At 69.5% G+C, this 12,735-nt stretch carries 12 protein-coding genes; 9 read left to right on the top strand and 3 right to left on the bottom strand.

Annotated elements, in window-relative coordinates; translation table 11 throughout:
• Window positions 1–61 precede the first annotated feature (61 nt).
• Together AC4OR5_RS25450 and AC4OR5_RS25445 are read left to right on the top strand one after the other, a co-directional pair.
• Window positions 62–1,237, top strand: coding sequence for a serine hydrolase domain-containing protein (locus AC4OR5_RS25450; RefSeq protein ID WP_058159990.1), 1,176 nt, complete (start codon window positions 62–64; stop codon window positions 1,235–1,237).
• Complete coding sequence (locus AC4OR5_RS25445; protein ID WP_023095597.1) at window positions 1,237–2,490, top strand: MFS transporter; 1,254 nt, start codon at window positions 1,237–1,239, stop codon at window positions 2,488–2,490. Before AC4OR5_RS25450 ends, AC4OR5_RS25445 begins: the two co-directional genes overlap by 1 nt.
• A gap of 60 nt (window positions 2,491–2,550) precedes the next feature.
• Here AC4OR5_RS25445 and AC4OR5_RS25440 read toward each other — a convergent pair whose 3' ends face one another.
• Window positions 2,551–2,877 (bottom strand): hypothetical protein, encoded by a 327-nt coding sequence (locus tag AC4OR5_RS25440; RefSeq protein WP_162291215.1) that lies wholly within the window; start codon window positions 2,875–2,877, stop codon window positions 2,551–2,553.
• Between AC4OR5_RS25440 and AC4OR5_RS25435 the strand changes: the two genes are divergently transcribed.
• Window positions 2,789–3,292: a hypothetical protein gene (locus tag AC4OR5_RS25435; RefSeq protein ID WP_003089400.1), complete on the top strand. Its 504-nt coding sequence runs from the start codon at window positions 2,789–2,791 to the stop codon at window positions 3,290–3,292. The two genes, AC4OR5_RS25440 and AC4OR5_RS25435, sit on opposite strands and share 89 nt — an antisense overlap.
• A gap of 75 nt (window positions 3,293–3,367) precedes the next feature.
• Here AC4OR5_RS25435 and AC4OR5_RS25430 read toward each other — a convergent pair whose 3' ends face one another.
• Both AC4OR5_RS25430 and AC4OR5_RS25425 read right to left on the bottom strand, forming a co-directional pair.
• Window positions 3,368–3,949, bottom strand: coding sequence for a helix-turn-helix domain-containing protein (locus tag AC4OR5_RS25430; RefSeq protein ID WP_003122724.1), 582 nt, complete (start codon window positions 3,947–3,949; stop codon window positions 3,368–3,370).
• A 54-nt stretch (window positions 3,950–4,003) separates the two neighbouring features.
• Window positions 4,004–4,162, bottom strand: coding sequence for a hypothetical protein (locus tag AC4OR5_RS25425; RefSeq protein ID WP_023095598.1), 159 nt, complete (start codon window positions 4,160–4,162; stop codon window positions 4,004–4,006).
• A 289-nt stretch (window positions 4,163–4,451) separates the two neighbouring features.
• Between AC4OR5_RS25425 and AC4OR5_RS25420 the strand changes: the two genes are divergently transcribed.
• The 6 genes from AC4OR5_RS25420 (at window position 4,452) to AC4OR5_RS25395 (ending at window position 12,713) form a co-directional block, all read left to right on the top strand.
• Window positions 4,452–5,339: a TauD/TfdA dioxygenase family protein gene (locus AC4OR5_RS25420; RefSeq protein ID WP_058159991.1), complete on the top strand. Its 888-nt coding sequence runs from the start codon at window positions 4,452–4,454 to the stop codon at window positions 5,337–5,339.
• 40 nt (window positions 5,340–5,379) lie between these two features.
• The gene (locus tag AC4OR5_RS25415) at window positions 5,380–6,402 is read left to right on the top strand and encodes an ABC transporter substrate-binding protein (protein WP_003089389.1); all 1,023 of its coding nucleotides are present in this window, start codon (window positions 5,380–5,382) and stop codon (window positions 6,400–6,402) included.
• A gap of 7 nt (window positions 6,403–6,409) precedes the next feature.
• Entirely contained in the window at window positions 6,410–7,258 is an 849-nt protein-coding gene (locus tag AC4OR5_RS25410) for an ABC transporter ATP-binding protein (RefSeq protein ID WP_003089387.1), read from the top strand.
• Window positions 7,259–7,274: 16 nt separating this feature from the next.
• A complete protein-coding gene (locus AC4OR5_RS25405; protein WP_003089385.1) occupies window positions 7,275–8,141 on the top strand; it encodes an ABC transporter permease in 867 nt (288 codons plus the stop codon).
• A 109-nt stretch (window positions 8,142–8,250) separates the two neighbouring features.
• Window positions 8,251–8,868, top strand: coding sequence for a LysE family translocator (locus tag AC4OR5_RS25400; RefSeq protein ID WP_003089383.1), 618 nt, complete (start codon window positions 8,251–8,253; stop codon window positions 8,866–8,868).
• A gap of 95 nt (window positions 8,869–8,963) precedes the next feature.
• A complete protein-coding gene (locus AC4OR5_RS25395; RefSeq protein WP_058159992.1) occupies window positions 8,964–12,713 on the top strand; it encodes a non-ribosomal peptide synthetase in 3,750 nt (1,249 codons plus the stop codon).
• Window positions 12,714–12,735 lie beyond the last annotated feature (22 nt).

Genomic DNA, 12,735 nt, shown 5'->3' with positions numbered 1-12,735 from the left:
TTTCCGCTTTTGCAGCGCTCTTAGCCTGTCCGCATCCTTCATCGTCCGCGGAGAGTCCTGCATGTCAGGTTTCGAACGAGGGCCAGGGCGCAGCCTGGCGGAACATGTCGATCAGGCGATCGAGGCGGCATTCGCCGACCAGCGCCTGGTGGGAGCGGTGGTACTGGTGGCGCACCGGGGGCAGTGGCTCTATCGACGGGCTGCCGGCCTGGCCGACCGCGAGGCCGGCCGGACAATGGGCGAGGACAGCCTGTTCCGCCTGGCCTCGGTGAGCAAGCCGATCGTCAGCGTCGCCGCCCTGAGCCTGGTGGACGAGGGCCGGCTGGCCCTCGACGAGCCGATCGCCGACTGGTTGCCGGCGTTCCGTCCGCGCCTGGCCGACGGCCGCGAGGCGCGCATCACGCTGCGGCAGTTGCTGAGCCACAGCGCCGGCCTCGGTTATCGCTTCCTCGAAGCCGATGCAGACGGCCCCTATGCCCGCGCCGGGATTTCCGACGGCATGGACCTGCCGGGTTTCGACCTGGCCGAGAATCTCCGTCGCCTGGCCTCCGTGCCCTTGCTCTACGAACCCGGCCGCGCCTGGGGCTATTCGCTGGCCACCGACGTGCTCGGCGCGCTGGTGGCGCGGGTCGACGGGCGGCCGCTGGCGGAAGCGCTGCGGCAGCGGGTCGGGATTCCGGCCGGCATGCGCGACAGCGGCTTCCTCTGCGCCGACGCGCAACGCCTGGCGGCGGTCTACGTCAGCGACCGGCCACGCCCGCGGCGGATGGCCGAGCGGGAGACCGTCACGCCGTTCGAGGACTGCGTCGGCATTCGCTTCGAGCCGCGTCGGGCCTTCGAGCCGTCTGCCTATGCGTCTGGCGGGGCGGGGATGATCGGCAGCGCCGGCGACGTGCTGCGCCTTCTGGAGGTCCTTCGCCAGGGCGGCGCGCCGTTGCTGACGCCTGGCCTGGTGGAGGAAATGGGCCGCGACCAGGTACCCGGCCTGGAACTGCCGGCCAATCCCGGTTTCGGCTTCGGCCTGGGCTTCTCCGTGCTGCGTGACCCGGCCATCGCGCAATCGCCGGAGTCTCCCGGCACCTGGCGCTGGGGAGGCGCCTACGGGCATTCCTGGTTCGTCGACCGGGCCCGCGAACTGTCGGTGGTGGCGCTCACCAACACCCTGTTCGAGGGCATGTCGGGACGCTTCGTCAACGACCTGCGCGACGCCGTCTACCGTTCCGCGGAGCTGCGCTGATGGGACGCCGCGAAGCATTTCCGGAGAACGCCGGGGCCGCTGCGTCGGCCGTGGCGCCGCGGCTGCCGCTGAGCGCGTTGCTGGCGATGGCGATGTCCGGCTTCGTCGCCATTCTCAGCGAAACCCTGCCGGCCGGCCTGCTGCCGCAAATCGGCGCGGGGCTGGCGGTCAGCGAGGCGCTGGCCGGGCAGCTGGTCAGCGTCTATGCCCTGGGTTCGCTACTGGCCGCGTTGCCGGCGGCGAGCCTGACCCAGGGCTGGCGGCGGCGCCGGGTGCTGCTGCTGGCGCTGCTGATCTTCTTCGTCTGCAACAGCTTCACCGCCGTTTCCTCGGATTACCGCCTGACCCTGCTGGCGCGCTTCGGCAGCGGCGTCGCCGCCGGCCTCGCCTGGGGCCTGCTGGCCGGCTACGCGCGGCGCCTGGTGCCGCCGGAGCAGCAAGGGCGGGCGCTGGCGGTGGCCATGCTCGGTGCGCCGCTGGCGTTGTCGCTCGGCGTTCCGCTGGGCACCTGGCTGGGCGGCCTGCTCGGCTGGCGCTGGGCCTTCGGCCTGTTGTCGCTGATCGCGCTGTTGCTGGTCGGCTGGGTGCTGCACAGCGTGCCGGACTTCCCTGGCCAGCCGGCCGGGCGGCGCCTGCGCCTGCTCGGGGTGCTGCGCACGCCGGGCGTGCGTCCGGTATTGCTGGTGATCGTCGCCTGGGTGCTGGCGCACAACATCCTCTACACCTATATCGCGCCGTTCCTCGCCAAGGTCGGCCTGGGCGCCTCGGTGGACCTGGCCCTGCTGGTATTCGGCAGCGCCGCGGTGGCGGGAATCTGGCTGGTCGGCGCGCTGGTCGACCGGCACCTGCGGCGGATGGTCCTGGCCAGCCTGGCGCTGTTCGCCGTGGCGGCGCTGGCGCTGTGCCTGGGCGCTCGCTGGAGCTGGCTGGCGTTCGCCGGCCTGGCCCTCTGGGGGCTGACGTTCGGTGGCGCGGCGACGCTGCTGCAGACCGCTTCGGCGGACGCCGCCGGGGAGGGCGCCGACCTGGCCCAGTCGATGATCGTGGTGGCCTGGAACCTTGCCATCGCCGGCGGCGGAGCGTTGGGCGGCATGGTGTTGCAGCGCTGGGGCAGCGAGATGCTGCCCTGGACCCTGCTGCCGCTGATCGGGCTGGCCGCGGCGCTGGCCTGGGGCAATGCCGCGCACGCGTTCCGCGTCGGCCCGCGCGGTTTCCCCAGGGCATCGTCCGAACGCCGGAAAGCGGCGGAATAGAGGGGCGGCGCCGGGCAAGGCAAAAAACGCGACGGGTCTTAGAACGTTTATTCACTTGGGTTATTTGGATAGGCCCGATTCGAATATCCATCGCGTCGAAATACCTGCCGCGACGATGCGCTCCTCCGTCATGCAGCGGAATCCGCTGTCATTGCGCCGAACGCCTTCGCTGCCTCGCCGGTAGCCGCCATGCAGCGCCCGGCGCGGCTGTTGCACCGGCATCTTGCCGGTGCGCCGGCGCTGCCTAGAATCGGCCCCAGTCGCACTTACCCCCGCTTCGCCTACAGGAGTTACCGCCATGATGAATGCCATGCAGATGCCGATGAACATGAATGCCGCCATGCCGATGATGCCCATGATGGGCATGCCGATGATGATGGCGAGCATGCAGTGCGAAACGATGGACGACGGCATGCTGTGCAAGATGATGCCGGCGATGGGCATGGACATGGGCCAGTTCCGCAACAGCGCCGAGATGATGGCGATGATGATGAACTGCGGCATGCCCATGATGATGCAGTGCGGCAACCTGGCGATGATGGGCATGTCCCAGGCCTGCATGGCGATGATGCCGACGATGGGCATGGGGATGGGCATGCCGATGATGGGCATGGCTCCGATGAAGTGCATGATGGAGTGCTCCATGCAGGGCGACGCCCTGCATTGCAGGATGATGCCGATGCAGGGCATGGACATGGAGATGTTCAAGAACTGCTGCATGCTGATGGCGAAGATGATGGAGTGCGGCATGCCGATGATGATGAGTTGCAACGGCATGCCGATGATGTGCTGCACCTGCTGATCCGTCGCCGGATGGAAAAGGCCCGCCCGGGATGACCGGGCGGGCCTTTCTTCGTCCATGGCAGCAAGGCCGGGGTCAGTCCAGGCGCTCCGGGTAGGTCATCACCAGGTACGCCAGCGCTTCGCTATCGGCGGGGTTGCGGTAGCTGTGCGGTTGGTCGGCGTAGAACAGGATCGAGTCGCCGGTGGCGAGCAGGAAGCGCTCTTCGTTGACCCGCACTTCCAGTACCCCCTGCGCCACCACCAGGTTCTCCTGGGTGCCGGGGGCGTGGGCTTCGGCGTCTTCCTGGCCGAGGCCGCGCAGGCGCAGTTCGTAGAACTCCACCTGGCGCGCCACATCGAAGGGGAACAGCGCGCGGCTGGTGAAGGCGCCGTCGGCGCTGACCAGGCGCTTGCTCTGTTGCGCCGGCAGCACGGCGACACCGGCGAAGGCGCGATCGTCGAGGAAGGCTGCCACCGACACCTTGAGGCCCTGGGCGATCTTGCACAGCACCTTGATCGACGGCACGCTGCGCCCGGACTCGATCTGCGCCAGCATCGCCCGGCTGACGCCGGAAATCCGCGCCAGAGCGTCCAGCGAGAGATTGCGCTTGCCGCGCAGGCGCAGCAGGTTGTGGGCGACGCGCTGGCCAATCAGATCATCGGGTTCGGTATGCACGCCGGCGGCCAGTTCCAGGTGGGCGACGCCATCGCTGGCGGGCAGGTTCATCGGTCAGGCCCGGCGGCTGCGCTCGTCGTGCCTGGCTGGCGGTTGCGGCACGGCGTAGCCGGCCCGCCAGGCGTACACCGCCCACATCATTTCGCCCAGGCGGCGTGCCTGGCGGCGCGAGCGGTAGCGGGAGAAATCGATGACGTTGTCGGTGCGGTCCATGAGGCATTCCTCGGGCGGCGGGTTCGATGGCAGCCAGACTATCCCTTCGCCGCTTAGAGCCATAAATACTAAGTTTTTATTTATTAATTCACTTTTGTGCTTACAAGGAACACCGAACCGTACCGAGCAGCATATTTATATTCTTTAAAGGTATTTAAATTAATTTTCTTATTCCAATAAATTAAAGGCTCTCGCGTACCTGCCGACCAATCGGCGCGCCGCACCGAATCCATGCCGCCTCGCGCGGTATCTCGTGCCCGGCGTGTCCGGGCTTGCGTGGGAGTCAGCGATGTCCGTTTCCCTTCCGGCGCCAGCGCGCGCCGACGTTCCCTTGCAGATCCGTGCCCTCGACGCTGCGTTCGGCGCCGAGGTGCTCGGCCTCGACCTCGGGTTGCCCCTGGCCGCCGAGGACTTCCGCCGTATCCATCGGGCGCACCTGGACCACCATGTGCTGGTGTTCCGCGAGCAGCGCATCACCCCGGCGCAGCAGATCGCCTTCAGCCGGCGCTTCGGTGAGTTGCAGATCCATGTGCTGAAGCAGTTCCTGCTCCCAGGGCATCCGGAGATCCTCATCGTTTCCAACATCGTCGAGAACGGCCAGCCCGTCGGTCTCGGCGATGCCGGCAAGTTCTGGCACTCCGACCTTTCCTATAAGGAGCTGCCGAGCCTCGGCTCGATGCTGCATGCCCAGGAGCTGCCGGAGGAGGGCGGCGATACTCTGTTCGCCGACATGCACAAGGCCTGGGACAGCCTGCCGGAGGCCTTGCGCAAGGCGATCGAGGGACGCACGGCGGCGCATTCCTATACCGCCCGCTACAGCGAACCGCGCTTCGAGGGTAACTGGCGGCCGACCCTGAGCGCCGCCCAGCTCGCCGAGGTGCGCGAAGTGGTCCATCCGATCGTGCGCACCCACCCGGAAAGCGGGCGCAAGGCGCTGTTCGTCAGCGAAGGTTTCACCACCCGCATCCTCGGCCTGCCGGCCGACGAGAGCGCCCAACTGCTCACCGAGCTGTATGCGCACAGCGTGCGCCCCGAGCACATCTACCGGCATCGCTGGCAGGCGCATGACCTGGTGTTCTGGGACAACCGCTCGCTGATCCATCTCGCCGGCGGTTGCCCGGCCCACCTGCGGCGCAAGCTCTACCGCACCACCATCCAGGGCGACGCACCGTTCTGACGACGGCGCGCGCTTCCCCCTTTTCGCCAGGAGCGTTTCCATGAACCGCATTCCCCGTTTCACCCGCCTGGTCGCCGCGCTCGGCCTGGGCCTGAGCCTCGCCACCACGCTGCTGGCCAGCCGGCCGGCGCAGGCCGAGGGCGAGATCCGCATCGCCGAGCAGTTCGGCATCGTCTACCTGCTGCTCAACGTGGTCCGCGACCAGCGCCTGATCGAAAAGCACGGCCAGGCCGAGGGCCTGCAAATCAAGGTCGACTGGACCCAACTGTCCGGCGGCGCGGCGGTCAACGATGCGCTGCTGTCCGGGGCGATCGATATCGCCGGTGCCGGCGTCGGTCCGCTGCTGACCATCTGGGACCGTACCCGCGGGCGCCAGAACGTCAAGGCGGTGGCCTCGCTGGGCAACTTCCCCTACTACCTGCTGAGCAACGACCCGCGGGTCAGGAGCATCGCCGACTTCGGCGCCGGGGATCGCATCGCCGTGCCGGCGGTGGGGGTTTCGGTGCAGTCGCGCTTCCTCCAGTACGCCGCGGCGAAGCAGTGGGGCGACAAGCAGTTCGACCGCCTCGACAAGTACACCGTGGCGCTGCCGCACCCGGACGCCACCGCCGCGCTGGTGGCCGGCGGCACCGAGCTGACCGGGCATTTCTCCAACCCGCCGTTCCAGGACCAGGCGCTGGCCAACCCGAAGGTCCACGTGGTGCTCGACAGCTACGAGCTGTTGGGGCCGAATTCGCCGACCGTGCTGTTCGCCACGGAGAAGTTCCGCCAGGACAACCCGAAGACCTACCGGGCCTTCGTCGAGGCGCTGAAGGAAGCGGCGGCCTTCGCCCAGAACGACAAGGCGGCGGCCGCCGACACCTATATCCGGGTGACCGGGGCGAAGATCGATCGCGCCGCGCTGCTGAAGATCATCGCCAATCCGCAGGTGGAGTTCAGCGTCACGCCGAAGAACACCTATCCGCTGGCGGAGTTCCTCTACCGGGTCGGTGCGATCCGCAACAAGCCGGCCTCCTGGCAGGACTATTTCTTCCAGGACGGCGCGCCGTTGCAGGGGAGTTGAGACGCCGATGAACGCCGCCTCCCGCCAACCTTCCACGCTCCCCGCCGACGCCCTGCTGGCGGTGGACGGAGTCAGCCTCGAATACCGCACCCGCTCGCGCGTGGTGCGGGCCACCCAGCGGGTCAGCTTCGAAGTCGACCCCGCCGATCGCTTCGTCCTGCTCGGCCCGTCCGGCTGCGGCAAGTCGACCCTGCTCAAGGCGGTGGCTGGCTTCATCACGCCCAGCGAGGGCGAGATCCGCCTTCAGGGACAGGCGGTCAGGGCGCCCGGCCCCGACCGTATCGTGGTGTTCCAGGAGTTCGACCAGTTGCCGCCATGGAAGACCGTACGGCAGAACGTGCTGTTTCCCTTGCGGGTGTCCGGCCAGGTGGCGCGCGACGAGGCCGAGCGACGCGCCGACGAATGCCTCGAGAAGGTCGGCCTGGCGGGCTTCGCCGAGGCCTACCCGCACACGCTGTCCGGGGGCATGAAGGCGCGGGTGGCGATCGCCCGGGCGCTGGCGATGCAGCCGAAGATCCTGCTGATGGATGAGCCGTTCGCCGCGCTGGACGCGCTGACCCGGCGAAAGATGCAGGAAGAGCTGCTGCGCCTGTGGGAAGAGGTGCGTTTCACCCTGCTGTTCGTCACCCATTCCATTGAGGAGGCGTTGGTGGTGGGCAACCGCATCCTGCTGCTGTCGCCGCACCCGGGGCGGGTCCGGGCCGAAGTGCACGGCCACCCGTTCGGGCTGCACAGCCTGGGCGGCGAAGCGCTGCAAGCCGCGGCGCGACGCATCCACCGCTTGCTGTTCGACGAGGGCGGCGAACCGACGGCGGCCGAGACGCTCGACTTCGCCGATATCCGGCTGGCCCACTGAGCAGAGGAACCGATCGATGAGTCGAGTCACGCGCGTCCGCGAAGAATACGAAATCCAGCTCGAACCCCTGCTGGAGGTCCCCCTGGAGCGGCGCCTGCCCCTGGGCCAGCGTCTCTGGCAACAGGGCTGGCTGCGCAAGGGGCTGATCCTGGCGCTGCTGGCGCTGGCCTGGGAGCTGGCGGCGCGGGTCCAGGGCAACGACCTGCTGCTGCCAGGCTTCCTGCAGACGGCCAGGGCCCTCGGCGAGGGCCTGGCCAGCGGCGAACTGCCGGCCAAGGCGGGGATCTCCCTGCTGGTGCTGTTCAAGGGCTACCTGCTGGGGATCGTCCTGGCCTTCGTTCTGACCAGCCTGGCGGTCTCCACGCAGTTGGGCCGCGACCTGCTCGGCACCCTCACAGCGATGTTCAACCCGCTGCCGGCGATCGCGCTGCTGCCGCTGGCGCTGCTCTGGTTCGGCCTGGGCCAGAACAGCCTGATCTTCGTGCTGGTGCATTCGGTGCTCTGGGCGCTGGCGCTGAACACCTATGCCGGTTTCCTCGGTGTCTCGGAGACCCTGCGCATGGCCGGGCGCAACTACGGCCTGCGCGGCCTGCGCTTCGTCCTGCTGATCCTGGTGCCGGCGGCGCTGCCGTCGATCCTCGCCGGGCTGAAGATCGGCTGGGCCTTCGCCTGGCGCACGCTGATCGCCGCGGAACTGGTGTTCGGCGCGAGCAGCGGCAAGGGCGGGCTCGGCTGGTACATTTTCCAGAACCGCAACGAGCTGTATACCGACAAGGTATTCGCCGGCCTGGCGGTGGTGGTGCTGATCGGCCTGCTGGTGGAGAACCTGGTGTTCGGCAGCATCGAGCGCCTCACGGTGAAGCGCTGGGGAGTGCAACGCTAGGGCGGCGGACGGGTGGAGTGTTACGGCAACTTTCTCGGCAACTGTTGCGCTGGCGCGGCGGCAAAGCGGAGTAACGTCTTGCCCGCACCCACTTCAAAGGATGGAACGAATGTCGCTCTCCGTGGATCTGCTGCTGGCGTTCTCCCTGTTCGCCTTCGTCACCTCCGTCACGCCCGGTCCGAACAACACCATGTTGCTGGCCTCGGGGGTCAACTTCGGTTTCGTTCGCTCCATCCCGCACATCCTCGGGATCAGTTGCGGCTTCTTCATCATGGTGATGGCGGTGGGTTTCGGCCTGGGCACGGTGTTCGAGGCCTACCCGGTGCTGTACACCATCCTGCGCTATGTCGGCGCGGCCTACCTGCTGTACCTGGCCTGGAAGATCGCCACCTCCGGCCCGGCCGGCAACGACCCGGAGGGACGTGGCAAGCCGTTGAGCTACTGGGGCGCGGCGGCGTTCCAGTGGGTCAACCCGAAGGCCTGGGTGATGGCGGTCGGCGCCATCAGCACCTACACCCCGTTGCAGGGCTACTTCACCAACGTGGTGGTGATCTCGACGGTCTTCGCCCTGATCAACGCGCCGACCATCGGAATCTGGGCCGGTTTCGGCAGCATGCTGCGCAACGTGCTGCGCGATCCGCGCTGGCTGCGGGTGTTCAACGTAGGGATGGCGCTGCTGTTGGTCGCGTCGCTGTACCCGATCCTGGCGGAAAATCATTCGGCCTGACCTGTCACCACCCTATCAGTTGTATTAGCTCGTAACTCGTCGCCATTTCGTGAAGAGTTTTTCGCTCGGTGCCCAGCCTCGGAAGGGGGAGAGCGATGCAGGAGCGACATGGCTTACCGTTACGCAGCTTTTCGTCGGGCAAGGCGCTGACCGCGGGACGCGCAGCGCGCCCGGAGGTTGCGCAGGAGCGACGCTACCTGCAAGGCGCCCCGCTGGGGTTGGAACTGCCGGGGCGGATCGCCTTGCGCGACCCGCATTGCGCCTGGCAATGGTTCGAGCCGGAGGCGGCCGCGCAAGCGTTCCCGGCGGCGCACTGGCTGGCGGCGTTCCTGGTACTGCTGGGACGCTACGGCAACGAAGAGATCACCCTGGGTTTTCCCGAGCCGATCACGGTGCGCGGGCGGCAGGCGCCCGCGCTGCTACGTTCCGCCTACCGGGCGCTGGAGTCGTCCGCCGAACGTAGCGCGCGGCTGGCGGAAGAACTCGACGATGCCCGGCGGCAGCTCTCCGCCGAGGGCCAGGAGCGCGCCGCCCTGGCCGGGCGCTGCGCGGTCCAGGTGCTGGCGGCGCGGCCGACGGCGAGCAGCCCCGGCTGGCTGGCCCTGGTGCTGGCGGCGGACGGCAGCGTCGGGCTGGCTCTGCGCGATCCCCAGTACGACGGATTGCGGCGCATCGCCGGCCATCTCGCGCGCCTGGCGCGCGGCCTGGTCGACGCCCAGGCCTGCGTCGGCCGGCTGCCCTGGCTGGACGCCGACGAGGAGCGCCGTTTGCAGGCCCTGCGCAGCGAGCCCCAGGCCGCGCCGCCGCGCGGCGTACTCCACCATCTGTTCGAGGCCCAGGCGCGGCGCACGCCGCAGCGCATCGCCGTGCACGCCGCCGACCGCAGCCTCAGCTATGCCGAGCTGGAGCGCGAAAGCGCCGCGCTCGCCGCGCGCCTGCGCGCCGCCGGGGTGGCTCCGGAGCAGCGGGTCGGGGTCTGCCTGCGGCGCGACAGCGGCCTGCTGGTCGGCCTGCTCGGCGTGCTCCGCGCCGGCGGTTGCTACGTCCCGCTGGACCCGGCCTACCCAGAGGAACGGGTGGCCTACATGCTCGACGACGCCGACTGCCTGCTGGTGCTGGTCGACGCGAGCACCCGCGAGCGGGTCGCCGCGCTGGGCCGGCCATGCCTGGCGCTGGAGGAGGGCGGCGACCAGGCGAACGACCTGGCGCTGCCCGCGAGCGAGGTCGGCGCCGAGCACCTCGCCTACATCATCTATACCTCCGGATCCACCGGACGCCCCAAGGGCGTCGCCATCGAGCACGGCAGTGCCCATGCCTTCCTGCGCTGGGCCGGCCAGCACTACGCCGCCGAAGAATGGAGCGGGGTGCTGGCGGCGACCTCGGTGTGCTTCGACCTGTCGGTCTACGAGCTGTTCGGCACCCTGGCCGAAGGCGGCACGCTGCACCTGGTGGAAAACCTGTTCAGCCTGCCGGACTACCCGCGCCGCGACGAGATCAGCCTGCTCAATACCGTGCCCTCGGTGTGCGCCGCGCTGCTCGCCCTCGGCGACCTGCCGGGCGGAGTGCGCACGCTGAACCTGGCCGGCGAACCGCTGCGCGGCCACCTGGTGCGACAGATTCGTGGCCAACCCCAGGTACGGCGCCTGGTCAATCTCTACGGGCCGACCGAGGACACCACCTATTCGACGGTGCACGAACTGGACCTGCACGCCGAAGCGCTCGACGAGCCGCCCATCGGCCGACCGCTGCCCGGTACCACGGTGGAGGTGCTCGACGGCTTCGAGGCGCCGCTGCCGCTGGGTGTGGCCGGGGAGCTGTACCTCGGCGGCATCGGCCTGGCGCGTGGCTATTTCGGCAAGCCGGAGCAGACCGCCGAGCGTTTCCGCGTCGATCCGGGCAGCGGCGAGCGCCGCTATCGCACCGGCGACCGCGTACGCATGCGCGAGGACGGCGTGCTGGAACACCTCGGCCGGCTCGACGACCAGGTCAAGTTCAACGGCTTCCGCATCGAGCTGGGCGAGATCGCCTCGTGCCTGGCGAGTTTTCCCGGGGTGAGCGAAGCCTGCGCCATGCTCACCGAGGACAGCGCCGGCCTGCGTCGGCTGGTCGGCTACCTGGCGGCGCCGTTCGCCCCGCCGCTCCAGGCGCTGAACGAGCACCTTGGGCAAAGCCTGCCGCACTACATGTTGCCGTCGGCGTTCGTGGTCCTGACGGAGCTGCCCAAGACGCTCAACGGCAAGATCGACCGCAAGGCCCTGCCGCGTCCCCAGGCGACCGACGCCGAGCCGCAGGCGCTGCCCGGCGATCCGCTGGAACAGGCGCTGCACCAGGCCTGGCAGGCGCAGCTTGGCGCGCCGCCGCGCGCCGGGCAGGGTTTCTACGCCGCCGGCGGCGATTCCCTGCGGGCGGTGCACCTGCTCGCGACGCTGCGCCAGCGACTGTCCCGCCGCGTACCGTTGCAGGCGTTCGCCGGTGGCCCGGCGACCCCCGAGGCCCTGCTGGAATTGCTGCGCCAGGCCGCGCCCGAGGGCGACGAGCCGGAGCCGAGCGCCGGCGCCGCCGGGCTGAGCCTCGCCGAACGGCGCCTGTGGGTGGCCCAGCAACTGGCGCCGGAGGACACCTCCTACAACCTGCTGGCCCACCTGCGCATAGTCGGCGCCACGGCCGACGCCATCGAACAGGCCTTGCGCCAGTTGCTGGAGCGGCATGTGGCGCTGCGCCGGCGTGTCGAAACGGGCGTCGACGGGCCGCAGCCGCATGCGCTGGCGGCGCATGCGGTGCCGCTGCAACGCCTGCTGGCGAGCGACGCCGCCCACGCCGAGCGGCTGCTGGAGGATGGCGTGCGCCGTGAGGGCGCGCGAGTCTTCGACCTCGCCCATGAGGCGCCGGCGCGCCTGCTGCTGGTCGTCACCCGCGACAGCGCGCGCGCCGACCTCCTGCTCAGCGTCCATCACTACGCCTTCGACGATGTGTCGCTGGCGGTCTTCGCCGCGGAGCTGAAGGCGCTGCTCGATGGCGGCCCCCTGGCCGCGCTCGCCAGCACGCCGGAACAGGTCGCCGCCCGTGAGCGCGCGGCGTTGGCCTCGGGCCGCCTGGAGCGCATCGCCGAGCGCTGGGCGGAGCGTCTGTTGCCGCTGGCGAAGGCTCCCGGCGCCGCGGCGGCGCGCCGGGAGGAGCGCGGCGGGCGCGCCGGCCAGCGCCTTGCCCTGCCGGTTTCCGCCGCCGCCCATGCCGCCTGCCGGACGCTGGCCGAACGCGCCTCGGTAAGCCCGTTCAGCGCTGCGCTGCAAGCCTTCGCCGAAGTGCTCGGCGCCGAACTGGGCGTCGACGACCTGCTCGTCGGCGTGGCCCTGGCCGGGCGTTCGCGCCTGGAAATGCAGGGGCTGGTCGGCTGCTTCGTCAACCTCCTGCCGCTGGCGGTCGGCCTGCGTCCGGGGCAGTCCGCGGAGTGGCGCCTGCGCCAGGTCGGCCATGACCTGCTGGAACTGCTCGAACACCAGGACGTGCCCCTCGAATGCGTGACCCAGGCCCTGCGCCAGCGCGGCGCCAGCGGCCTGCCGATCCGCATCGCCTGCGGCGCGCACAACGGTCGGGCGGCCCCGGCGGTGGATGCCGGGGTGCGCGTCGAAGCCGACTTCATCCCGGTGCCCGGCGCGCGCCTGGACCTGACGCTCTGGCTGGAAGACCAGCCGCAGGGCTGGCTGGCGGTCTGGACCGGGGCCAGCGCGATCTTCGACCTGCACCGCATCGAGCGCCTGCACCAGGCCTGGGAGCGGCGCCTGCTGGCGAACGCCGGCGAACCTACCTCGAAACGCATGTCGCCGGAGGGCTGCAACGCTTCCTGACGACTCGAGTCCCCCACGGAGA

The sequence above is a fragment of the Pseudomonas sp. YA1 genome (genome assembly GCF_058680555.1).
Note: the sequence above shows the minus strand (reverse complement) of the source record. Positions and strands in the feature narration are given on the sequence as shown.